The 26,067-nt window shown below is 27.9% G+C and carries 17 protein-coding genes, 2 pseudogenes and 1 riboswitch; of the genes and pseudogenes, 4 read left to right on the forward strand and 15 right to left on the reverse strand.

What is annotated here, in order from left to right; genetic code table 11:
- Nucleotides 1-114 precede the first annotated feature (114 nt).
- A riboswitch (Lysine riboswitch) is annotated at nucleotides 115-281 on the reverse strand.
- A 94-nt stretch (nucleotides 282-375) separates the two neighbouring features.
- The gene (locus QZ321_RS07575; RefSeq protein WP_291739808.1) at nucleotides 376-1,050 is read right to left on the reverse strand and encodes a hydrolase; all 675 of its coding nucleotides are present in this window, start codon (nucleotides 1,048-1,050) and stop codon (nucleotides 376-378) included.
- 226 nt (nucleotides 1,051-1,276) lie between these two features.
- On the opposite strand from QZ321_RS07575, the gene QZ321_RS07580 reads away from it, so the two are divergent.
- Together QZ321_RS07580 and QZ321_RS07585 are read left to right on the forward strand one after the other, a co-directional pair.
- The gene (locus tag QZ321_RS07580) at nucleotides 1,277-2,518 is read left to right on the forward strand and encodes a DUF1576 domain-containing protein (RefSeq protein WP_291747282.1); all 1,242 of its coding nucleotides are present in this window, start codon (nucleotides 1,277-1,279) and stop codon (nucleotides 2,516-2,518) included.
- Between the two features lie 3 nt (nucleotides 2,519-2,521).
- Complete coding sequence (locus QZ321_RS07585) at nucleotides 2,522-2,866, forward strand: hypothetical protein (RefSeq protein ID WP_291747285.1); 345 nt, start codon at nucleotides 2,522-2,524, stop codon at nucleotides 2,864-2,866.
- A 79-nt stretch (nucleotides 2,867-2,945) separates the two neighbouring features.
- Here the strand turns inward: QZ321_RS07585 and sfsA are convergent, their stop codons facing one another.
- Nucleotides 2,946-3,638, reverse strand: a complete 693-nt coding sequence (sfsA, locus tag QZ321_RS07590; protein WP_291747287.1) for a DNA/RNA nuclease SfsA — start codon at nucleotides 3,636-3,638, stop codon at nucleotides 2,946-2,948.
- 524 nt (nucleotides 3,639-4,162) lie between these two features.
- A complete protein-coding gene (locus QZ321_RS07595) occupies nucleotides 4,163-4,339 on the reverse strand; it encodes a hypothetical protein (protein ID WP_291743930.1) in 177 nt (58 codons plus the stop codon).
- Between the two features lie 373 nt (nucleotides 4,340-4,712).
- Here QZ321_RS07595 and QZ321_RS07600 point away from each other — a divergent pair, with 373 nt between their 5' ends.
- Entirely contained in the window at nucleotides 4,713-6,392 is a 1,680-nt protein-coding gene (locus QZ321_RS07600; RefSeq protein ID WP_291749416.1) for a PTS transporter subunit EIIC, read from the forward strand.
- A 79-nt stretch (nucleotides 6,393-6,471) separates the two neighbouring features.
- Here QZ321_RS07600 and QZ321_RS07605 read toward each other — a convergent pair whose 3' ends face one another.
- Both QZ321_RS07605 and rlmD read right to left on the reverse strand, forming a co-directional pair.
- Nucleotides 6,472-7,650, reverse strand: a complete 1,179-nt coding sequence (locus QZ321_RS07605) for a class I SAM-dependent methyltransferase (RefSeq protein WP_291749419.1) — start codon at nucleotides 7,648-7,650, stop codon at nucleotides 6,472-6,474.
- 205 nt (nucleotides 7,651-7,855) lie between these two features.
- Nucleotides 7,856-9,223, reverse strand: a complete 1,368-nt coding sequence (gene rlmD / locus QZ321_RS07610) for a 23S rRNA (uracil(1939)-C(5))-methyltransferase RlmD (RefSeq protein ID WP_291749423.1) — start codon at nucleotides 9,221-9,223, stop codon at nucleotides 7,856-7,858.
- Between the two features lie 282 nt (nucleotides 9,224-9,505).
- On the opposite strand from rlmD, the gene QZ321_RS07615 reads away from it, so the two are divergent.
- The gene (locus tag QZ321_RS07615; RefSeq protein WP_366665121.1) at nucleotides 9,506-10,258 is read left to right on the forward strand and encodes an Rpn family recombination-promoting nuclease/putative transposase; all 753 of its coding nucleotides are present in this window, start codon (nucleotides 9,506-9,508) and stop codon (nucleotides 10,256-10,258) included.
- Nucleotides 10,259-10,785: 527 nt separating this feature from the next.
- Here the strand turns inward: QZ321_RS07615 and pyk are convergent.
- The 10 genes and pseudogenes from pyk to QZ321_RS07665 all read right to left on the reverse strand — a co-directional run bounded on the left by pyk (nucleotide 10,786) and on the right by QZ321_RS07665 (nucleotide 26,065).
- Nucleotides 10,786-12,198, reverse strand: coding sequence for a pyruvate kinase (gene pyk / locus QZ321_RS07620; RefSeq protein ID WP_291741197.1), 1,413 nt, complete (start codon nucleotides 12,196-12,198; stop codon nucleotides 10,786-10,788).
- 61 nt (nucleotides 12,199-12,259) lie between these two features.
- Nucleotides 12,260-13,219, reverse strand: coding sequence for a 6-phosphofructokinase (gene pfkA / locus QZ321_RS07625; RefSeq protein ID WP_291741195.1), 960 nt, complete (start codon nucleotides 13,217-13,219; stop codon nucleotides 12,260-12,262).
- A 501-nt stretch (nucleotides 13,220-13,720) separates the two neighbouring features.
- Nucleotides 13,721-16,012: pseudogene (gene dnaE, locus QZ321_RS07630) on the reverse strand (DNA polymerase III subunit alpha); the annotation flags it as partial.
- A gap of 463 nt (nucleotides 16,013-16,475) precedes the next feature.
- A pseudogene (dnaE, locus tag QZ321_RS07635) lies at nucleotides 16,476-17,738 on the reverse strand (DNA polymerase III subunit alpha); the annotation flags it as partial.
- Between the two features lie 141 nt (nucleotides 17,739-17,879).
- Nucleotides 17,880-18,830: a DNA-binding protein WhiA gene (whiA, locus tag QZ321_RS07640; protein WP_291741194.1), complete on the reverse strand. Its 951-nt coding sequence runs from the start codon at nucleotides 18,828-18,830 to the stop codon at nucleotides 17,880-17,882.
- 125 nt (nucleotides 18,831-18,955) lie between these two features.
- Entirely contained in the window at nucleotides 18,956-20,281 is a 1,326-nt protein-coding gene (locus QZ321_RS07645; protein WP_291748563.1) for a YvcK family protein, read from the reverse strand.
- The gene (rapZ, locus tag QZ321_RS07650) at nucleotides 20,278-21,162 is read right to left on the reverse strand and encodes an RNase adapter RapZ (protein WP_291748565.1); all 885 of its coding nucleotides are present in this window, start codon (nucleotides 21,160-21,162) and stop codon (nucleotides 20,278-20,280) included. The genes QZ321_RS07645 and rapZ overlap by 4 nt, the downstream gene beginning before the upstream one ends.
- A gap of 304 nt (nucleotides 21,163-21,466) precedes the next feature.
- Entirely contained in the window at nucleotides 21,467-22,381 is a 915-nt protein-coding gene (gene murB, locus QZ321_RS07655) for a UDP-N-acetylmuramate dehydrogenase (RefSeq protein WP_291748567.1), read from the reverse strand.
- 79 nt (nucleotides 22,382-22,460) lie between these two features.
- Complete coding sequence (gene uvrC, locus QZ321_RS07660) at nucleotides 22,461-24,326, reverse strand: excinuclease ABC subunit UvrC (RefSeq protein WP_291748570.1); 1,866 nt, start codon at nucleotides 24,324-24,326, stop codon at nucleotides 22,461-22,463.
- Between the two features lie 185 nt (nucleotides 24,327-24,511).
- Nucleotides 24,512-26,065 (reverse strand): penicillin-binding protein 2, encoded by a 1,554-nt coding sequence (locus tag QZ321_RS07665; RefSeq protein WP_294196521.1) that lies wholly within the window; start codon nucleotides 26,063-26,065, stop codon nucleotides 24,512-24,514.
- Between the last annotated feature and the right edge of the window lie 2 nt (nucleotides 26,066-26,067).

The following is a 26,067-nucleotide window of genomic DNA, read 5'->3' on the forward strand; positions in this document are numbered from 1 at the left end:
AAAATTAATAACACAAAAAACTACCACTATAAAAACCTATAGTGGTAGCTTTATATTAAAATGCAATTTCTACCTAAAATAAATTCAATTTTAAAAATTGAATTTTAATAATCGCACCTTTTTAGCACTCCACTTTCGTGACAGTTATGTATATGTTATATACATACCCAGAAATAACCCTTTACATAAATTATTCCTTCGGCTGTTATACCTTTCATAAATAATCTCTGCCCGTCGACTCCTATTTACTACTATTTATAAACAGCACCTCTAACATAGGTTTTATTAGCTTATATATTTTATGTTTACATTCAATAATATGATACCATATCGCAATAATTATTCAACCATATTTTTAAATTTATTCCATTTAAATTACAAATTTCTATACTTATCCATAAGACTGCTCATAGTATCACCATTCGATGGTGGGGTATAAGTAATAGCATTAGCTCCTGCTTCTATAGTCATTCTAATAGTTTCCTCATTTGGTCCACCAGTTGCTATAACAGGAAAATCAGGAAATTCATCTTTAATTCTCCTTACTATTTCTGGAGTATTTTTTCCACCAGATACATTTAGTATAGTAGCTCCCGCCTCTATTCTTTCTCTTATATTTTCATCAATTGAAACTACAGTAACTATTAATGGAATATCAATTGTTTCTCTTATTCTTGAAACTACTTCATTAGATGTAGGAGAATTTACAACTACACCCATAGCACCTTTAAACTCTGCGTCTAAAGCTAAATTAACTACTCTTTTACCTTGAGTTATTCCTCCTCCAACACCACAAAAAACTGGAACATCTGCTGCCATAACCAATGCTGCTGTTATTAAAGGTTGAGGAGTAAATGGATAAACAGCTATTATTGCATCTGCATTAGTGTTTCTTATAATTGCAACATCTGTTGTAAATAATAATGACTTTATTCTTTTTCCAAATATCTTTATCCCTGAACAATCCCTAATACAAGAAGGTACTTCTACTACATGACTTCTTAAAAGCCCCTTAATTTCAGGTACAGTTTTATTTTTTTTTATCTCCATTAAAACACCCCTATGTACTAAATTTATAAATTCTATTATACTATTTTGAATAAATTTTTAAAGAAGTTTATAATAAATTGCCATAAATTTAATAATTAGTCTATAAATTTAAAAAGTTATTTGATAAAATGTTTCTACATATAACTAAAAATAAAGGATTATTTAATTTTTAAATAATCCTTTATTAAAGATTAAAGTTAAAAAAATTTTTAAACGGAGGTTTTAAATGAAACTATTAAAAAATTATTATCCGCCATATATAATCCTATCTATTTTATACTTATTTTTTATTATATTTGCATTTTTATTAGATTCACCATCAGAAATTTTCAATGGATTAAAATCTATAATATTTTCATCAGATATATTAATTACTGACTATATGGAAGTAGGAGGAATTGGTGCTGCTTTAGTAAATGCTGCTCTAACAAGCTTATTATCACTATTACTTTTAGTTATTATAGGAGTTAAGCCTAATGGTTCAACAATAATGTCTTTATGGTTAATGACTGGATTTTCTTTTTTAGGTAAAAATATATTTAACATTTGGCCTATAATATTTGGTGTTTATTTATTTTCTAGATATCAAAAAGAACCATTTCTAAATTATATATTAGTTGCTTTATTAGGTACCTCCCTATCTCCTGTAGTAAGTCAAATTAGTTTTTTTAACTCTGAATATAGTGTACTTTCAATAATACTAGGAATATTAGTTGGTATAGCGGTTGGATTTGTATTACCTCCAATAGCATCTCATAGCATAAAATCACATAATGGATATAATTTATATAATATTGGATTTGCTAGTGGATTACTTGCTACATTATTAATGTCAATTATGAGAGGATTCGGTATAAATTTAGATTCTAGACTTATTTGGCATAGTGGATCAAATAAAATTTTATTTATTTTACTTCTTATGTGCTGCATGTTTTTGATAACTATTGGAATTATGAAAGGCAATAATAATAAAATTAATTTTAAAAATATCAATAGACAAACGGGTAGATTAATAAGTGATTTTTATATTCTATTTAAAGAATCTACATATATCAATATGGGTATATTAGGAATTTTATCCACTTGTTATGTTATCTTAATTGGCGGAGATTTAAATGGTGCTACTATATGTGGAATTTTTACTATAATAGGATTTGGTTGCTTTGGTAAAAATATAAAAAATACTATTCCTATAATTATAGGAGCTACCATCGCTGCTATATTTAATGTAAATGAAGTTACATCACCATCTTTATTATTATCAATATTATTTTCAACCACATTAGCTCCTATTTGTGGTAAATTTGGGTGGAAATATGGTATACTAGCTGGTATAATTCATGTTAATATAGTTGCAAATATAGGCTATTTACATGGTGGACTTAATCTTTATAACAATGGCCTAGCTGGAGGATTCGTTGCAATGATATTAATTCCATTAATAACTACCTTCAAAAAGGAGATTTAACCTATGAAATTTAAAATTGAAAAAAACATTAAGATTATCAATGAATTAATAGCTTATTTTTACAAATTAGGAACAACTGATGTCCATATTGACTTAACTTCTGACAATGAAAATTCTTATTTTAGCGTCTATGGACATATTGATAATATTTCAAAAGAAGAATTAGAATATTTAACCTATATCTTAAACACGCCAAGACAACATGAAATAGAACACTATTACTGGAGCCTTGGTGGAGAATGTGAATTTGATTCAGAACTTACATTAGTAGGAATGATGATAAATTCAGCTAAAGTTTATTTTAAAGATGGTATTTTAAAAATTAGTATAATCCGTGAAGAAAACTAAAATATTAATTTATAGTGAAATTAGAAAATAAAAATTTTCTAATTTCACTTAATTTTAAGCTTACATTCTTTAAAATAATTTAAAGAATAATTTCAACTGGATTATTTATTTTTATTTCATTTTCATTTACTAAACAATTGTATGCAAATATATCTACGCCATTTTCTTTAGCAAATCTTAAAGCTTCACCAAATTCTTTATCCCTAATATCATTTGGAGAAAACTTATTTACATCTTCTAATTGTATTAAAAAAAATATCCCTGCTCCATAACCTTTCTTTTTTGCTTCAACTAATTCTAATAAATGTTTAGTTCCTCTTTCTGTTTTTGCATCAGGAAATTTAGCATATTTATTTTCTTCTAATGTAACTCCCTTTACTTCTAAATAATACTCATTTCCCTCACTTGTAGATAGTTTAAAATCAAATCTACTTTTTCCAAATGTCTTTTCTCTTAAAATATTATTATAATCTTCTAAGCCATATATTTTTTTATTCCTTAATGCTTCATCAACTACCTTATTAGGCATTTGTGAATCTATGCTTATCAATTTTTCTTCCTTATATACTGATATTAAATCAAATTTAGTCTTTCTTGTAGGATTAGATTCTTCTCTTAAAAACACCTCACATCCCGGCACTAAAATTTCTCTACATCTCCCCGTATTAGGCACATGAACTTTTATTTCTTCCTCATTAAGTTTAACTATTGCATTAAATCTATTTGGCCTACTTATAAATTCTGCTTTAAATATTTTTTTATTATATTTCATATTTCTCCTTAAAAATTATACTTAACATTACATAAATTATTTACATAAAATTACATCTATTAATAATAGTTATCCACAACCCTTAACTATTAAACAGACATTTTATTTCCATTTTTATGAAAAATAAATATTATCCACAGATTTTATCCACAGCTATGTTAATATTGTTGATAACTTAACTATAAGAATATCTGTTCTATATTTTTTCTTCAACATTCTATGACTTTTTTCTACAATACACCCTATATTGTTATTGATTTATATATATACCTAATATATTGTGTCAATAACTTTTTAAAAGTTTTCAACAGTTTTTAAAAGTTATCCACATTCTGTGGATAACTTTTAATGTGGATAAATATATTTATCCACATATATAATTCTAAAACTAATAAACCTTATATATATAAATTATATTCATATTTGGTTTAACAACTTAAATTTATTTTTAGCTATTTAAATTTAAAAATAAGCTGTAATTAATTAGAGAATTATTATCTAACTAAAATTACAGCTTAATTAATTTAAACTAATTTCTTTTTCATAAATATTGTTACTAAATACTGTATTATAAATATTGCAGGCCCTAAAATAACTGTCAATATAGGCCATATCAATTTATTTTGAACATTTTCCTTTGCTAGGTTATATGAGCAAAATACTGATATTATTAATAATCCATATGAAACTATGTATGCCATTTGGCCAACCCCCTATTATTTTATAATTCTTATTTTATATAACAAAAGTTAAAATCTCAACTTAAAAAAATGAAATTTTATTATTATGTTAAAATAAATTTCAATTTATGAAATTTATAAAAAAATTATTTTAAAAAACCTTTACATATTTTTTATATTGTGTTATTATATTACTAGTTAATAATAAATAAGCGTGTTACTGGTGATGCAGGCAAGGCTTAAATATGTATAAATTATTTTTTTATCTGAAATAATAATAAAAGATAGATTTATAATTTATAGATATTTGGGCCTTTTTATTTTTTTGTAATTCATTAAGGCTCATGTTATTATCTTATAATTTTAAATTATTAATTTTAGGAGGAATAATAAAATGATGCAATTTTTACAAAGAATTGGTAAAGCTATTATGCTTCCAATTGCTGCACTTCCAATCGCTGGTATATTACTAGGAGTTGGTGGAGCATTACTAGGTATATCTGGGTTAAGTAATCCACCTGCTGTTTACGAACCATTAATAGCATTTGTTAACATTCCAGCTGTTACAGCTGTTTTAACTGTTATGAAAAATATAGGTGATATAGTATTTGGTAACTTACCTTTATTATTTACAGTTGGTGTTGCTGTTGGTTTAGCTAAAAAAGATAAAGGTACTGCTGCTTTAGCTTCAGTATTTGGATTTATCGTAATGAACCAAGTTGTTTCTACACTTTTAGCTTTAGGTGTAACTCAATTAGGAGTTCTTACTCCAGATTCAGTTGGTGAATACGGAACATATGTAACTACAAACTTAGGTATATTTACATTAAATATGTCTGTATTTGGTGGTATTATAACTGGTATAGTTACTGCATTATTACACAACAGATTCTGCACAATCCAATTACCACCAGTTATTGGATTCTTCTCAGGCGCTAGATTTGTTCCAATAATAACTTCACTTACAATGGCTTTAGTTGGTGCAGTACTTGCATTTGCATGGCCAGTTGTACAAGATGGTATTTCTGTTATAGCTAACTTAGTTAGAGAAGCTGGTACAATCGGTACTTTCTTCTATGGATTAATTGAAAGAGCATTAATTCCATTTGGATTACATCATGTATTCTACACTCCATTCTGGTTTGGATCATTCGTTGAAGCTAACGTTTTAGTTAACGGATCTGTTCAAACTGTTGCTGGTGCTAATACAGCTTACTTCGTTCAATTATCAAGCATGACTGACTTAGTTGGTGCATCTGCCTCAACTATGAGCGATATCGTTAGTGGAACAACAAGATTCATGGCTGGTAAATTCCCATTCATGATGTTTGGTCTTCCAGCTGCTGCATTTGCAATGTATAAAGCTGCTCTTCCAAGCAAGAAAAAAGTTGTTGGATCATTATTATTAGCTGCTGGTGTAACTTCATTCTTAACTGGTATAACTGAACCATTAGAATTCACATTCTTATTTGTTGCTCCAGTTTTATATGTTGTTCACTGTGTACTTGCAGGTTTATCATTCATGTTAATGGATATATTCAATGTATTTATCGGAATGACATTCTCTGGTGGTGTAATTGACTTCTCATTATTCGGTTTACTTCCAGCTGGTGCAGGAGTTCCAACTAATTGGTACTGGGTATTAATAGTTGGTGCCGTTTATGCAGTAGTTTATTACTTAGTATTCTACTTCTTAATCACTAAGATGAACTTAAAAACTCCAGGTAGAGATGAAAACGAAGGTGAAACTAAACTTTACACTAAAGCTGATTTCCAAAACTCTAAGGGTGGAGCTACAGAAACTGCTGCTCCAAAGACAGCTGGTAAAGGTGAAATAGCTGAAAAAGCACCTTTAGTATTAGCTGCTTTAGGTGGAGAAGAAAACATAGTATCTGTTGATGCTTGTATCACAAGATTAAGAGTTGAAGTAAAGAGCAAAGCAAATGTAAACAAAGAAGAATTAAAAAATCTTGGTGCTGCTGGTGTTGTTGAAGTTGGTAACGGAGTTCAAGCAATATTCGGAGCAAAAGCTGATGCTTATAAAAATGCTATAAACGAAATTCTTGGTGAATAATCTTAAAACAAAAATTTGATGTATTTAAAATATTAGAGTTAAAAAAAGTGGCTTTTATGCCACTTTTTTTAGTTTAAATTTATTTATATATATATTCTCTTGTCATTGGTAAATTATTATTAACACCTTTTACAAATAATATTTGGTGTAAATCTATTACTCCATTATTAAAAGAAGCTGCACAAGAATATAAATACATTCTCCACATTCTTATAAATTTCTCATCAAACATTTTTCTAACTTCGTCTATATTATTATCAAAATTCTTCGCCCATTCTAACAATGTTTTTGTATAATGTAATCTTAAACTTTCTACATCTATAGTATGGTAATTATAATCAGCTGATATTTCTATTATCTCTCTAAAACTAGGTATTACACCACCTGGAAATATGTATTTTTTTATCCATGCATCACCTTCAGATTCTTTCAGTCCACTTATGTAATGTAATAAAAATAATCCGCCTTTTTTCAATACCGCATTAACATTTTCAAAGAACAAATCATAATTTGGTCTACCTACATGTTCTAACATCCCAACACTTACAACTCTATCAAATGAAAGTCCGCTTTTTTTAAGTTCTCTATAATCCATTAGTCTTACATCTAATAAATCTTCAAGATTATTTTCTTTTATTCTTTCTTTAAACTTTTTATACTGTTCATTGCTTAATGTTATACCTAGTCCTTTTACTTTATATTTTTTAGCTGCTTCTATTAATAATCCACCCCATCCACAACCAATATCAAGTAAATTTAATCCTTCACTTAAATTAAGTTTTTTTAATATGTGATTAATCTTATTAATTTGTGCATCATGCAACGAATCATTTTCATCTTTAAAATATGCACAGGAATAACTTAAAGTATCATCTAACCATATTTTATAAAAATCATTACCTATATCATAGTGTGATGAAACTTCTTCTTTTTGTTTCTTCATACAAGTCGATCCACAAAATATCTTATTTAAACTTTTAAAGTTAGTAGAAAACTTATCTATACATTTTAATAATTCATTAAATACAGTAAATATGTCTCCTTCTATTTCTAAGTCTCCATTCATATAAGCTTCACCAAATGCTAATGAAGTACTTGCTAATAAATCCTTTCTTTTTAAAGGTGTTTTTAAAATTATTTTAAACTTAGGATCATCAAAACCTACTTTAATTTCTTCGCCATCCCCAAACCTTAACTTAAAAGAAATTTCATCAAAATTTTTTAAGAAGGCTTTAAAAAAGCTTTTCTCTATGTCCATCTAAATAAGCACCTCTCATCAATTTTAAAATAAATTAACCATTGTTATTAAAAATATATTTATGGCGCTATATGAGAATTTAATAAATATAAATACATTATAATAACAATGGTTTAAAAGCTTCTTAGCTATATATTAAATTATTCCACTTTTAATAAAATTTATTCAATAATACATATACTTAATTTTTATCCACTTTGTAGTTCTATAACTTAACAATCATAGCTACATTTTCAATGTGTGTAGTTTGCGGGAACATATCTACTGGCTGAACTTCAATTGTTTTATATCCATTTTTCTCTAAAATAGCTAAATCTCTAGCTAATGTACTTGGATCACAGCTTACATATACTATTCTTTCAGCATTTATATTAGTTATAGCATTTAATAATTTAACATCACAGCCCTTTCTTGGTGGATCAACAACAACTACATCAGCTTTTACACCTTTATTTATTAAATCTGGTATAATAACTTCTGACTCTCCAACAAAAAATTCAACATTATCAACATTATTTTCTTTAGCATTTATATTTGCGTTTTCAATAGCTTGTGGAATTATTTCAACTCCATAAACTTTCTTTGCCTTTTGCGATAAAAATAATGTTATTGTTCCAGTTCCACAATAAGCATCAAACACAGTTTCATTACCTGTTAATTTGGCATATTCTAAAGCCTTACCATATAATACTTCTGTTTGAATAGGATTAACTTGAAAAAAAGATAATGGAGATATATTAAATTTAAAATTACCTATATAATCACTTATAGTAGACTCCCCCCATAATGTTATACATTCATCACCTAATATTACATTTGTAGGTTTAGAATTAATATTTTGTACTATACTCTTCAATCCAACTATATTATCAGCCATTACTTTTATAAATTCATCTTTATGAGGCAACTTCTTTCCATTAGTAACTAAAACAATCATTACCTCATTAGTTGTAAATCCACGTCTAATCATTATATGCCTAATAATTCCAGCTTCATCATATTTTCCATCAACATTATAAGGTTTTATATTATTCCTTTTTATCCATTCTCTTGTTAATTCAACTATCTTATCAGCTATTTCATCTTGAATTAAACAACTTTCCATATCTATTATTTCGTGGCTTCTTGGTGCAAAAAATCCTATTTTTAATTCTCCATTTACCATACCTATAGGTAATTGAACTTTATTTCTATATCTCCAAGGTTCTTTCATTCCTAACGGAAATTTAACTATACTATCATCTAACTTACCTATCTTGCTTATACAGTCCTTTACCCTTTCAAATTTAAAGTTTAATTGTTCACTATAATTAGAATGTTGTAATTTACATCCCCCACATCTTTTATTTATTTTGCATATTGGTTCGCATCTTTCTTTTGATGGCTCTATAACATTAATTAACTTAGCATAAGCAAAATTCTTTTTAGATTTAACTATTTTTGCATTAACTTTTTCACCTTTTAATGCACCTTCTATAAATATAGGAAAAGTATCATTAATCTTTGCTATCCCTTCTCCCTCATATCCTTGAGAAATTATATCTAATATGTACTCTTTATTTTTTTCTACCAAAATTATCACCTATCAATCATTATTGTATTATTATACTTATATTAATTATTATGTACCTAGTTTTTAATATGATAAACTAATAATATTATATATTATTTCAACTTGTTTATAAACATAGTATAAGTATTGAAATATTTTAAAGTGAATATGGAAATTATGATTATTAAATTATAAGGAATATTCATTTACAAGTATACTAATTTAATAAATTATTTATTTAATTATTTTTTCTATAGTATAATTAAGATAAGATGTTTAATAACATGGAAGGAGTTGAGATATTTGACTAGATTAGAGATATTAAGTCCTAAAGTAGATTTTGTTTTCAAAAGAATCTTTGGAAATGAAAGAAATCCTAAGATACTAATTTCATTTTTAAATGCAGTAATAAAGCCAAAAGACCCAATAAAATCAGTTCAAATAATGAATACTGATATAGAAAAAGAATCTATAGAAGATAAATTTAGTAGATTAGATATAAAGGCAAAAACCAATAAAGGTGAATTAATTAATATTGAAATAAAAATAAAAGATGAACATAATATGGTTAAAAGAAGCCTTTATTATTGGAATAAAATGTTTGAAAGTCAGCTCACAGAAGGACAAAAATATGATAAATTAACTAAAACTATTTGTATAAATATATTAAACTTTAAATGCTTAAATACTAAAGAAGCTCATTCGGTTTATAGATTAAAAGAAATTAATACAAATGAGGAATTAACAGATATTCAAGAATTACACTTTATAGAGCTACCTAAATTACCTAAGAATGAAGAAATAAAAGATGTTTTTGATGCATGGATGGAATTTATAGAAAATCCTATTAGCAATAAGCTTGAAAAAGCAGAAATGACAATACAAGAAATAAAAGAAGCAAAAGATGAATTATTTAGACTAAGTGCCAATGATAAAGAGAGAATGAAGTATGAAGATAGAAGAGCAGCATTATTGGATAAGATAAGTGCCTTAGAAAATGCAGAAGAAAAAGGCAAAGAAATTGGAAAAAGGAAGGGGGAAAAAACAAGGCTATAGAAGTGGCTAGAAAATCTTTAGAAGCAGGATTAGATATAAATACTATTTCTAGTATAACAGGATTAGATATAAGTGAAATAGAAAAATTATTCTTATATTAGTCTTTATCATAGAGGTAGTTAACACTTTTTTCAAAAAAAAAATACACCTTACGGTGTATTTTTTAATAGAATCAGTTGCCATACTGTACCATCTTAATTCTTTCGAACTTTTATGATAATATCAATTATAACCTAATTTTTTAATTTAAATTGTTAACTTTTTGTTAACTTTTTGTTTTTTATTATTTTTTGATGGTTTATCCTTCATTTTTAAACAAATTTTAAAGTACTAATGAATAATTTTATTCATTTATATGTCTTAAAATTTGTTAAAAATATATTAGTTCTTTTCTTAAAGTATATTAGCCATAAATATAAACGTATATTAGTCATAATTTATTAAAGCTAATATCTTACTTATTTTAAGAAACTTTTATGAGTATAAAAAAAGAAGTGTAAAAATTACACTTCTTTTTTTATCTCAAATTATTCTACTACACTTACTTTTAAAAGGTTAGTTGATCCAACTTGATCTAATCCAGCAGCTATTATAACTGTATCTCCAGATTTAGCAAATCCATTTTCAACAGCTAACTTAGTAGCATTTGCCATCATAGCGTCTGTTGAATTTTGGTCTTCAGCAACTACTGGATATACTCCAAAGCAGAACGCTAAGCTCTTAGCAACTTTTTCACATGGAGTTACAGCTACTATTGCACAGTCTGGTCTGCATTGAGAAATTCTTCTTGCAGTTGATCCACTCTTAGTTGAAGAAACTATAGCAGCAGCTTTTAATTCATTGGCAGCATTACAAGCAGCTCTTGATATAACTCCTGATACAGCTGGAGTATGAGATTTAGCCTTAGAAACTGCAGTTTCATAATTTAATTTCTTTTCAGTTTCAATAGCTATTCTAGCCATTGTTTGAACTGATTCTACTGGCCAATCTCCATTAGCTGATTCTCCTGATAACATGATTGCATCTGTACCATCTAATATAGCATTAGCTACGTCAGAAACTTCTGCTCTTGTTGGTCTTGGATTTCTCATCATTGAGTCTAACATTTGAGTTGCAGTTACAACTGGCTTTCCAGCAGCATTACATTTTTCAATCATCATCTTTTGAACAGCTGGTAATTTTTCAAATGGAATTTCAACTCCTAGATCTCCTCTAGCAACCATTAAACCATCAGAAGCTGCTAATATTGAATCTATGTTATCAACACCTTCTTGATTTTCGATTTTAGAAATTATTTGGATGTGTTCTCCACCATTTGCATTTAATATTTCTCTGATTGCTTCAACGTCTGAAGCTTTTCTTATAAATGAAGCAGCTACAGCATTAACTCCAATTTCACAACCAAATTTTAAGTCAGCTATATCTTTTTCAGTTAAAGCTGGTAATTGGATTGAAACTCCTGGAACGTTAACTCCTTTGTGAGTTGCAACAAATCCTGTGTTTTGAACTTTACAGTGGATTTTGTTTCCTTCAATTGATTCAACAGTTAATCCTACTAAACCATCATCTATAAGGATAGTGTCTCCTGGCTTAACATCGTTAGCTAATCCAGCATAAGTTACTGAACATTCTTCAGTATTACCTACAACATCTCCACCAGCGTGTACTGTGAATTTAGCACCCTCTTGTAATTCAACTTTCTTTGGATCAAATTTACCAGTTCTGATTTCTGGTCCTTTTGTATCTAACATAACAGCGATTTCTTTATTGTGCTTCTTAGCTAATTCTTTAACTAAGTTGATTCTTGCTGCATGTTCTTCATGATCTCCATGAGAGAAGTTGTGTCTTGAAACATTCATTCCTGCTTCAATTATTTGTGATAATATTTCTGGATTTTCACTAGCTGGACCGATAGTGCAAATGATTTTAGTCTTTCTCATCTAAAACTCTCCTTTAATCTCTAGATTTAATGTATTTAAAATAAATTATTAGCGCATCATATTATTTAGAAATTTGCTCTGAAATTTCGTATAATTTTTCATCAAAAGTTCTAGGTAAAGCTAAAGCTTCATCTATATCTTGGTCAAATATTTCATTATCTTTTATACCAATTACTCTTGAAGTTTTACCTTCCATTAATAGTTCAATTGCTTTTGCACCCATTCTTGAAGCTAATACTCTATCAAAAGCACTTGGAGCTCCACCTCTTTGAATGTGTCCTAAAACTGTTGCTCTAGTTTCGATTCCTGTTTGAGCTTCTATATACTTAGCTAATTCTGAAGCTCCACCAACACCTTCAGCAAGTAATACTAAATTATGCATTTTTCCAGCTTTCTTACCTTCTAAAATAACTTTACATAATTCTTCTTTATCGTAACCTTTTTCTGGTGCAATTATATATTCAGCTCCACAAGCTATACCAGTATGAAGAGCAATATCTCCACAATTTCTACCCATAACTTCTACAATAGATACTCTTTCGTGTGAAGTTGAAGTATCTCTAATTTTATCTATAGCATCAACTACAGTATTTAATGCTGTATCAAATCCTATTGTGTAATCAGTGTAAGTTAAATCATTATCGATAGTTCCTGGTAAACCTATTGTTTTTACTCCTAACTTAGATAATAATTTAGCACCAGTGAAAGATCCATCTCCACCAATAACTACTAAAGCATCTACACCATTATCTGCAAGAATTTGTGCAGCTTCTTTTCTTACTTCTTCTTGTTTGAATTCTAAACATCTAGCAGTTCTTAAAATTGTACCGCCTCTTTGAATTATATCTGAAACTGATGATCTATTCATTGGGAATAATTCACCATTAATTAATCCAGCATATCCTCTTTGAACTCCCATAACTTCAATACCATTGTGTATTGCAGTTCTTACTACTGCTCTTATTGCAGCATTCATTCCTGGAGCATCTCCACCACTTGTTAAAACAGCTATTTTCTTCATATAAATATTCCTCCTCGATACTACTAACGACTCTGCCTGTCCACTCACTCTGAAATATTTGTCATCATATCACTATTTTGTTTATTGTTAAACTTTTTACCACCTTATATATTTTACTTGTAAAATGATTGTAATGCAACTAAAAATAAATGTGCTTATGTCTAAAATTATCGTTTTCTTATAGGTTTACATGACTATTTTACCCTAATTTTATCGAAAATATAGGTGTATTTTAATTATAATTTTATTTCCTTGCATTTTTTTACATTTATTATTCTATTATATTTTATATGAAAAATATGTAAATTTCAATATTTTTTTACCTTATTGTTATTTAATTAACATTGATATTAATTATTTTTTTTATTTTAAAAATATCTTTATTTTAAATTCGAGTTATTCAATTTACTTTTTTTGTGAAATCTTATAAAAATTTTTTTAGAAGAAAAATATCTTCACAAAAGAATAATTTGTGAAGATATTTAAACATTTTATTTAATTTTAATCCACTATTTTTACATTATTTTCTCCAAAAATATTTTTTAATTCAAAAACAATATCTGTGTTTAAATCTACCCATATTTCCCTTGGCACTCTATAACTTTTTCTATCATTTGAAGTAAATATATAAATTGCAGAATCACCTTTATATTCATTTGCAATCTGTATTAATTTAGGTTTCATTTCTTTAGCCTTTTGCAAATCATCAACTCTTATATATAACTTATTGCTATTTATCTTTTCTAATGGCTCAATGCTTTCACAAATAAGCTTTGGTTCCTCATCTTCTTTTATATTAACTCTTCCTTTAATAATAACCATTGAATCTAAGTTTATTAAATTTCTTACTTTGTCTAATGTCTTAGGAAAAACTACTACTTCAATGACCCCTGTTAAATCTTCTAACTTTAAAAATGCCATTATTGAATTATTTCTAGTTACTTTTTGGTTTACTTCTGCTAATATCCCACCAATTATTACTCTTTGATTATCTTGAATTAAATTTTCATCCTCATTTAATCCATCCATAATACTTTCATAAGATTGGAATATCTTTTCTATTGTAGTTGAAGTCATCATTTTTAAACTTTTTTCATACTCATCTAAAGGATGACCTGATATATAAAGTCCAGTCATTTCTTTTTCCATTGATAATAAGTTATTTTTTGAAAATTCATTTATATCTGGATATTTTATTTCTGGTACTTTTATTTCTTCATCTGAAAGATTAAAAAGATTAAGTTGACCATCTATATTTCTTTTTTTATCGTAAAAAACACTTTCCATTAATTTTTCATAAACATTTAAAAGCTTTGACCTAAATGTTTTAAATTCATCAAATGCCCCTGCTTTTATTAAGCTTTCTACTGCTCTTTTGTTTATTGTTGATAATTCAATTTTATTTATAAAATCAATTAATGACTCAAACCTTCCTTTGCTTTCTCTAGCACTAACTATTCCTTCAACAACATTCAATCCAACATTTTTTATTGCTGCTAAACCAAATCTTATACTATTTCCTTTAACAGTAAACTTTGAGTAACTTTCATTTATATTAGGCGGTAAAACCTGTATACCTAATCCTTCTGCAAATTTAATATAGTGTGCTACTTTTTCACTTATTCCCATAACAGAGTTTACCATAGCTGCTATGGTTTCTACTGGATAGTAATGCATTAAATATGCTGTTTGATAGCCTATTACTGCATAGGCTGCTGCATGAGATTTATTAAAAGCATACGAAGCAAAATCCATCATCTGATCGAAAATTTCATTTGCTGCTTTTTCGCTTATACCATTTCTCAAACAGCCTGGCACTTCTACATTGCCACTTTCATCTACTATTCCATATATAAAGTTTTTTCTCTCTTGTTCCATAACGCTATGCTTTTTCTTTGACATAGCTCTTCTAACCATATCACTTCTACCTAAAGAGTATCCCCCTAGATCTCTAACTATTTGCATAACTTGCTCTTGATACACCATTACTCCATAAGTAACATCTAATATACTTTCAAGCTCTGGTGTTTCATAATGTACACTATCTTTATTTCTCTTTCCTTCTATATATCTTGGAATTTCTGCCATTGGACCTGGTCTATATAACGATATTCCGGCTATAATATCTTCTAAACAATCTGGCTTAAGTTCTTTCATAAATGATGTCATTCCAGGAGATTCTAGTTGAAATACACCTGCTGTTTTTCCTTCACCAATCATGTTATAAACATTTTTATCTTCAAAATCTATTTTATCTAAATCAAGGTCTATATTTCTATTTTCCTTAATCATCTTAACAGCCTCACTCATAACTGTTAAAGTTCTTAATCCAAGGAAATCCATTTTTAATAGACCAAGTTCTTCTAATGTTGTCATATCAAATTGAGTTACTATCATATCTTCATTTTTTTGAAGTGGTACATACTCAACTAATGGTTTTGATGCAATAACTACACCAGCGGCATGGGTTGATGAATGCCTTGGTAAACCTTCTAATGTTTTACTAACATCTATTAATGTCTTTACCCTATCTTCACTATCATATGCTAATTTAAGCTCTGGATTTAGTTCTAACGCCTTTTCTATGGTTATCCCAAGCATCGTAGGAATCATTTTAGCTATTCTATCAACTTCTGCATATGAATAATTCATAGCTCTTCCTACGTCTCTCAAGCACAATCTTGCTGCCATAGTACCAAATGTAATTATTTGCGATACATTTTTAGCTCCATATTTCTCAACAACATAATCAATTACTTCCTGTCTTCTTTCATAACAAAAATCAGAATCTATCTATTACTACCCTCTCTTTCGAGATACTTAAACACTACTTTAGTAGTGGGTATAGACTATATCTTCACCCACCGACCTTTATACGGTTTGGGCTGCCCCACTTCGCTACCATTTATAATGAAACTCAACTCATTTCAGTCACTGAGTAAGTTTAATTTACCAAATTAAGATTTGGAATTTCACTTAAAGATAGCTACGTCCCTTTGGACTAGTCGTTGAACGTTTCCCTATTCAGGACTTCGCTGCTTATTACCCAATATATTAATTTTTTAGCATTCACGCCTAAGTCTATTTCATCTTTACGTTGTAGCATTAATATCTCTAAGGGCTTTCAAGCAATTCGAGGCTCTTTAAGCACATTATTTCTAATATACACGACTATTAAATTTAAAGCGTATTATTTTAACGATTTATACTTTTAGTATTTTCTATCTAAAAAAATATTACAACAAACTTATTTATAATCTGGCATACTTACTCTTTCAGGATTTAAAAATCTCTCGAACAGTAAGTTATATTTTATTGGGTTTATTTTTGTTATTCCAAGAGTATATGCAACAATTGAACCTGCTGCCGAACCCCTTCCTGGTCCAGTTGGTATTCCATTATCATTTGAATACTTAATAAAATCCCAAGTAATGAGGAAGTAATCAACATATCCCATTTGATTAATTACATCAAGCTCATAACTTAATCTATCAACATATTCCCTTGCCTCTTCATTATCTTCTGCAAAGCTTTTTATATCTTGAACATTAATTAACTTATTTCTAAATTCCTCAAACACATCATATCTTTCTACAAGTCCTTCAAAACATACTTCCTCAAGATAATCAAAATGTGTTTTATATCCTTGTGGAACTGGGAAATTAGGTAATTTAGAAACATGGAACTCATAATCAAAATTACATTCCTCCGCAATTTTTAATGTATTTTCTAATGCTTCAGGAATATAAGAGAACATATCCCACATTTCTTGAGGGGATTTTAAATAAAACTCATCCGAAGGATATCTTCTTCTATTTTTATCCTCTAAAGTTTTTCCAGTTTGAATACACATTAAAATATCATGTGCTTTTGAATCCTCTTTATTAATATAATGAACATCATTAGTTGCAACTAATGGAATTCCAGTTTCTTTAGATAACTTAATATTATATTCTATAACTTTTCTTTGTTCTTCCATTCCATGATCTTGAATTTCTAAATAAAATCCATCATTAAATATATCCTTATAGATTAATGCAACTTCTTTTGCCTTTTCATAATTTTCCCTTAATAAATTTTTTTGTACTTCTCCACCAAGACAAGCACTTAATGCAATTAATCCCTCGCTATGTTTTTTTAAAAAATCATGGTCAACTCTTGGCTTATAGTAAAATCCATCAATAGATGCTGCTGATACTATTTCCATTAAATTTTCATAACCAACTTCATTTTTTACTAACAAAACTAAATGATTAGTACTATTATCCTTATCATTAATTTTAATATTCATAGACTTACTTGCAACATATACTTCGCAACCAAGTATAGGTTTAATGCCTTGTGCTATAGCTTCTTTGTAAAATGCAACACATCCATACATAACCCCATGGTCTGTTATAGCTATACTTTCCATTCCAAGTTCTTTTGCTTTATTAATAACTTTTTTAATTTTTGCAGAACTATCAAGTAAACTATATTCAGTATGTAAGTGGAGATGGCAAAACTTTTTGTTTTCCATTTAAAGCACCTCCTCATTATAATTATTTACACAAAATTTTAAACTAACATATAAACAATAACAATATTGATTATATAACTTTAAAGTCTGCCTTAACAGCAGACTTTTTCTTAAAATATTATATTATAATTATTAAACAAATTAATAATTTCCACTTCTAATTTCTTCAGCTATTTTTTCTATTTTTCTTAATCTATGATTTATTCCTGACTTACCAACCGGTGGATCTAACATTTCACCTAACTCTTTAAGAGATTCATCAGGATAACTTAATCTAAGCTCTGCAACCTCTTGAAGGTTCTTAGGTAATCTTTTAAGTCCTATACTATTTTGTATAAGCTTTATACTTTCAACTTGTCTTACTGCTGCATTTACTGTTTTGCTTAAATTAGCTGTTTCACAATTAACAAGCCTATTTACATTGTTTCTCATTTCCTTCATTATTCTTATATTTTCAAGTTCAAGCAATGAAGTATGAGCCCCAACAATATTTAAAAGGTCAACTATTTGTTCACCCTCTTTTATATATATTATAAAACTATTTTTTCTTTGAATAACCTTTGAGTTTAATCCAAAAGAATTAATAAGCTTAGATAAATCTATTGCATATTCTTCACTATGAGTTACAAATTCTAAATGATATGTCTTTTCAGGATTAGTTACACTTCCCCCACCAATAAAAGCTCCTCTTATATATGCTTTTTTATATTCTTCAGTCTTTACCATTTCAGGATCTATTTTGTAATCAATAGTTAGTACCCCATCTATTTCCCTAAAAATACCTGTCTCTTGAAGTAAATCCCTAACCCCCATATCTTCTTCAATTAAAACCATATATATATTGTTTTTCTTTAAAGAATTACTTTTTTTAACCATTAATTTAGAATGTATATTAAAGTGTTCCTTTAGTATAGTGAATATATGCCTTGCTGAAGCTGGATTTTCTGTTGTAATTCTAAAGCTAAGACCTTTTCCACTAAATCCTATTGTTCCACTCCCTTTCATTATTGCCGAAAGCTCTGCTAATGCTTCCTCTTTAGATATATCTATATACCTACATATTTCTCCCTTTACTTTCGCTGAAAACGACATAAATTATTCTCCTAACTAACTATAAATATATGCTTCATTATATCATAAACTGTTCCGTATGTGTCATAATATAATATTGGAAAATAAAAGACCATATCAAAATTTAGATATAGTCTATAATAACTTTATTTTTTATTTTGTATCTTTTTTGATAAATACATATACTCTATAATTTTCTTTTTATCATAAAGCAACTTTTTATCTAAAATAGTTGCCATTAAAACTTGAGCTAAATTTTCTGCATCATGCTTTACATATCCCTTTGATATTTTAACTAAGTCAGTCTCAATAACTTCTACATTTAATTTTTCTATATTTTCATAATCTAATTTTACTAATTTAGAGCCTTCCTTTGAATATCTTTCTTCTACATCATCAGGAATTATCCCATTATTTGCAATAACATATTGAATACTATTTTTACCACAATACTTCATTAAAGTTTCAATATGGTCTGATACATGAAAGTTATCAGTTTCACCTGGTTGAGTCATTACATTAGATATATATATTTTTATTGCATTACTCTTATTTATTGATTCAACTATATTTTCAACTAATAAATTAGGAATTATGCTAGTGTAAAGACTTCCTGGACCCATAATAATAGCATCAGCTTCCTTAATAGCTATAAGCGCATCATTTAAAGGCTTGGCCTTCTTTGGATTAATTTTTAATTGCTTTATTTTACTTTTTTGATTTATAACTTCTTCTGGAATAATAGATTCACCATTTATTAAATTTCCATTTTCAAGCTCAGCTACAAGCTTTATATCATCAAGTGTAACTGGTAATACTTTTCCTGTTACTGCAAGTACTGAACTCATTTTTTGTACTGCTTCTTCAAAATTACCACTTATTCCAGTCATTGCTGCTAAAAATAAATTACCAAAATTTTGTCCCTTCAATGAACCTTCTGTAAACCTATATTGAAGTAATTCTTCCATAATTGGTTCAGTATCTGCTAATGCTAAAATACAATTACGTATATCCCCAGGTGGAAGCATTCCAAGGTCAGCTCTAAGCTTACCTGAACCTCCCCCATCATCTGCTACAGTTACAATTGCAGTTATATTATTTGTATATAACTTTAATCCCCTAAGCATTGTAGATAATCCAGTTCCCCCACCAATTACAACTACCTTAGGACCTCCTAATTTAACTCTTTCCTCATCTACAAGTTGTTGTATGCTTTTATCATCTATCGTTATTTTAACCTTTTCAGAATTTATTAAAGTACTAAAAGATTTAATAAAGCCTGAAAATGCAAAATACATAATTCCAATCCCAATTAAACTTAAAATAAAATATAAAATTTTTATAGAATCATTATAATTCTTATTTGAAAAAATCTCTACAATTCCTAATACCAATATAACCATCCCAACAAAACCAGTAAATATCCATCTCTTCATTTTTACTCCTGGTTTCATTAAAAATTCCATTATCATAGTTTCTTATCCCCTTTATGAACATCCTCTTTTATATCTCTATGCTCACTATACACATTATAATTTTTATTATATAAATTCTCATAAATTTCATTTGCTATTGCTACTGATCTGTGTCTTCCACCAGTACATCCTATTGAAATAATAAGCTGTCTTTTACCTTCCTTTTGATAATTAGGAATTAAAAACTCTAGCATATCGTTTATTTTTTCCAAAAATGATTTAGTCTCATATTGCTTTAACACATAATCCTTAACTGGAGTATCTAAACCTGAAAATGGCTTTAATTCTGGTATATAAAATGGATTTGGTATAAATCTAACATCAAACACCAAATCAGAATCTACTGGTATACCATACTTAAATCCAAAGCTTAATATCGTAATTGATAATTGCTTTTCAGGTAATGTTTCATCACCAAAATACTTATTCATCTCCTCTCTTAAATCACCAATTTTATACTTTGAAGTATCTATTATAATATCAGCCTTGTCTTTAACTTCTCTTAGTTTTTTTCTTTCTAGTGTTATTCCAGTTATAACTCTACCACCTCCTGATAATGGATGGCTTCTTCTTTTTTCTTTAAATCTTTTTACAAGAACTTCATCAGCTGCATCTAGGAATAATATCTCATACTTAAATTGTTCTTTTTCTAAATCCTTTAAACTTTGAAATAAATCATTAAAGAATATTCCACCTCTTATATCTATAACTAATGCGACTTTATCTATTTTTCCATCACTTTGTTTGCAAGCTTCTGCAAACTTTGTTATTAATGTTGGTGGAAGATTATCTACACAAAAATATCCCATGTCTTCTAAGCTTTTTGTTGCTTCTGATTTACCTGCTCCTGATAATCCTGTAACTATAATAAATCTCATTATAATATACCTCCTAAAATCTTTGCTTTATATAATAAATATATTTTATTTTCATTTCAAATGTAAAAAGTAAATTCATAAAATTAAATTTTATAATTTTTTTCTAATTTGACATATTTTTATTATATCACATATAAGAAAACTTTAACTATGACAATATAAAGTTAAAAATTATTTAATTATAATTTAAAAACTAAAAAATGTACTTACATTAAAATATTTAATTTAACATAAGTACATCTCTCTTTTATTATATAAAATTTTTATTAAAAATATATTCAAGGAATTACTTCCATAAATATCCTTACTCTTCACCTATTATTCTTACTTCTGTATGAAGATCAACTCCAAATTGTTTTTTAACCTCATTTTGAATATGTTTTATTAAATCAGTAATATCCTTAGCTGTAGCATTTCCCTTATTAATTACAAATCCAGAATGCTTTTCTGAAACTGCTGCTCCACCTATAGAATATCCCTTTAAACCTGCATCTTGAATTAATTTACCAGCAAAATAACCTGTTGGTCTCTTAAATGTACTTCCAGCAGATGGATATTCAAGGGGTTGTTTAGATTCCCTTTTATTAGTTAAATCATCAACTAATTCTTTAATAGTCTTTACATGACCTTTTTCTAACTTAAATACAGCTGATAATACTGTATACCCTTTTTTCATAACTAAAGAAGACCTATATCCGAAATCTAACTCATCATTTGTAAGAGTTATTACATTACAATTTTCATCAATTACATCTGCACTTTCAATAACATGTGCAATTTCTCCATCATAAGCACCAGCATTCATAAATACTGCTCCACCAATAGTTCCTGGTATTCCACATGCAAATTCAAATCCAGTTAATGAATTTTCCATAGCCTTATCAGAAACTGCCTTTAACATTGCTCCACACTCAGCTTCAATTCTTTCATCATTTACAGATATGTTATTAACAGCTTTTAAAGATATAACAACCCCTCTAAAGCCACCATCCCTAACTAATATGTTAGAACCATTTCCTATAACATATACTGGAATATTATTTTCCTTACAAAGGCAAATACTCTTTTTTATTTGTTCTTTTGATTCTGGAATTAATAATATATCAGCAGGTCCTCCAACTTTAAAATTAACATAACTGCTTAAATTTTCATCAATCTTAACATTCTCTTCATTGTAAAATTCTCTAAATAGCCCTACAAATTTACCGTATTTGTTCATGATAAGCTCCTTTAAAATATAAAATATTTACATTTCAATAGTATAAAGTATATTGTAAAATTAAACAAGTAATTTCCAATTAATTATTGCCATTAAAGTAACTATAAATACTTTCTGCTGATTTTTTATCAATAGATGGAACTTCTAATAGCTCTTCTATTTTTGCTTTTTTAATATTTTCCACACTAACAAACTTCATTAATAAAGCTCTTCTCCTTTTTTCCCCTATATTAGGTATGTCATCTAAAATAGAATGTAATGTCCTTTTATCTCTTAAACTTCTATGATACGTTATTGCAAATCTATGAACTTCATCTTGTATTCTTCTTATTAGTTGCATTAAATTTGAGCTTCTATTAATAATCAATTCATCATTATTATAAACTATACCTCTAGTTTGGTGTTTATCATCTTTAACTAACCCACATACTGGAATATTTATATTTAAACTTTCTAATACTTCTAAAGCAACATTTACTTGGCCCTTGCCACCATCCATCATTATCAAATCTGGAAAATTAGAGAACTTTCCTGCTGATAGCTTAAGATTTCTTTCTTGTATTGCTTTTATTTCTTCTAATCCATGGTTAAATCTCCTAGTTAATATTTCTCTCATGCTATCATAATCATTAGCACCCTTTACAGTTTTTATTTTAAATCTCCTATAATCACTATTTTTTGCCCTGCCTTCTTCAAATACAACCATAGTACCAACAGAATCAACCCCTTGAATATTTGATATATCATAAGATTCTATTCTACTTGGGCATTCATCAAGCTCTAATAAGTTTTGAAGTTCTTGTAATGATATTTTATTTATTTCTTTATCCTTTAAATATTTATCTTTGAATTTTTCTAAAGTAATTCTGGCATTATTTTTAACCATTTCTAACATATCTTTCTTTTGTCCCTTCTTAGGGACCTTAATCCATACCTTAGAACCTCTTTTTATAGTTAAATATTCTTCCATTAAGTCAACTTCATTAATTTCAGGCACAAATATTGTTTTCGGAATTTTAGCTGTTCCTCCATAAAAAGAAGCTATAAATTCTTCTAAAATCTCTGCTATACTTTCATTTGCAGTATTTTCAAATATAAAATGTTCTCGTCCAAGTATCTTTCCATCCCTAGAGAAAAATACTTGAATACAACTATCCTTTTCATCTTGATCTATATTAATAAAATCTTCATCACCCTCCATAGTTTTAAATATCTTTTGCTTTTCAACTATAGCTTCTATTGATAATATCTTATCTCTTAATGACGCGGCTTTTTCAAACTCCAAATTTTCTGCTGCATTTTCCATTTCAGTTTTAAGCATTTTAGTAACATAAGTATCTTTTCCACTTAAAATATCAATTATTTCATTTATCATTTTTCCATATTCATCTTTACTGATATGTCCGCCACAAGGTCCAAGACATTTTTTTATATGATAATTTAAACAAGGTCTTATTGACTCTCCATTTTCTTTTATTGATAATTTACATGTTCTTAAAGGAAATATTTTATATATTAAATCTATAGTTTCATATACTGCTGTTCCATTAGTATATGGTCCAAAATATTTACTCCCATCTCTTGAGAAATTTCTTGTTACAAAAACTCTAGGAAAATCATCTTTAATAGTTATTTTTATAAAAGGATAAAACTTATCATCTTTTAACAAGATATTATATTTAGGACTATATTTTTTTATTAAATTACATTCTAAAATAAGAGCTTCCATTTCTGAATCTGTAACTATATATTCAAATTCAGCAATATTTTTCACCAAAACTTTTACTTTTTCAGAATGGTTCTTTGAATTTTGAAAATAACTCTTTACCCTATTTTTTAAAATTTTTGCTTTTCCAACATAAATAACTTCCCCTAATGAGTTTTTCATTAAATAAACCCCTGGTTTATCAGGTAAGTTTTTTAAATGGTATTCAAAATCAAACATATCCTTCTCGCTTCCTTTGTAAAAAATTAAGAGTTAAAAATTAAGAGCTACTAGTTTAAGGATAAAGTTTCTACACCTTATTTTAAATTTAACCTTTGCTAAATTAATCCCTTAAATTTTCACTCTTAACTATTAACTCTTTAAAATTATTTAGTATATAATTTTCTTGTTTTTAAATATTAAAACTAATAACCTAAAACTGATTGTCTAACAATTTTACCAGCTATCTTTGCAGCTACCCCTGAACCACTACCACCATTCTCAACAATTACTGCTACTGCAATTTGTGGGTCATCCATTGGAGCTGCTGCAATAAACCAACTATGTGGTATAGCTTCTGTTCCATCTGGTAAAGTATAATCTGCTGTACCAGTTTTTCCACCAGCATTAGTTCCCTTAAATTCTGGCCATCTATTTAAATTTTTATTAATTAAATTAGTCATGTAATCCTGTACTGTTCCTGCAACATCTGAAGACATAACTTGTCTTAATTCCTTACTATCTATAGATTTTATTGTATTTTGATCTTTGTCAACAATTGAATTAACCAGCTTAGGCTGCATCATAACTCCATCATTAGCAACTGTAGCTGCTACTAGAGCCATTTGCATAGGTGTAGATAAAACACTTCCTTGACCTATTCCACTTTGAGCTATATTACCAAGCTCTGAACTATTTAATGTTGGGAAATTACTTGCTGTTACAGAAACTCCTGGTCCAGTTATTACCGAATTAAATCCAAATTTTTCAGCTGTAGACTTTAAAGTTTCATTTCCTAATTCCATTGCTAATGTACCAAATACAACATTACTAGATAACCTAAATGCATCTTTTAAGTTTATTGAACCATTTGCAATATTTGCAAAATTACTCATTGTTCTTCCATCTTTAAATTTTATCTTACCATTATCATTAAATATTCTACTTGTTACTGATGGCATATTTTCTAAAGCACTTGTTAATGTAACAGTTTTAAATACAGAACCTGGAGGATAAAGACCATTTAAAGCTCTATTAATTAATGGAGAATAATCTGCACTACCACTATTAGCTTTATTCATTTCCTCTGCTAAATTATTAGGATTAAAAGTAGGTTTTGAAACCATAGCTAGTATCTCTCCTGTTTTAGGATTTAATGCAACAACAGCACCCTTATTATATCCTAATTCATCTGAAGCTAATTTTTGCAGAGTCATATCTAAACTTGTTATAACACCATTACCAACTTTATCAGCTTCTTTTGTTAATCCTTCAAAATCAATATCATCTATAAACTTTTTAATATTTTCTGAAAAGTTAAAACTTCCTGTATCTTCTTTATCAGTTTTTATATTTTCTATAAGCTCTTTTAAATGAATAGTATCTAAAAACTCTCTAAAATTATTTCCAATAGGACTATAAGTAGTTAATTCTTTTTCATACTCCTCTTCTAAGCCAGTAGTACCATAAACAACGCTAGTATACCCTAATGCATGAACAAATAAATCATCATATAAATAATTTCTCTTTTGAGAAGTTTGATTTAGTTTTTCACTAGTTGTTAAAGGAGTACCATTTCTATCATATATAGTTCCTATTAAAACTTCATTTTTAGTAGCAATAACCCTTGTATTTCCTGGCATCTCATTAATCTTAGGACTTTTAATCAATTGGAAATAAGCAATATAGGATATTAATGCTATAAAGAATACTAAAAATACTGTCATTACATTTTTAACGCTTTTTGCTAAATCATTCATAT

The organism is uncultured Clostridium sp. (assembly GCF_910588715.1).
In the GTDB taxonomy this organism is placed as follows: Bacteria; Bacillota; Clostridia; order Clostridiales; family Clostridiaceae; genus Clostridium.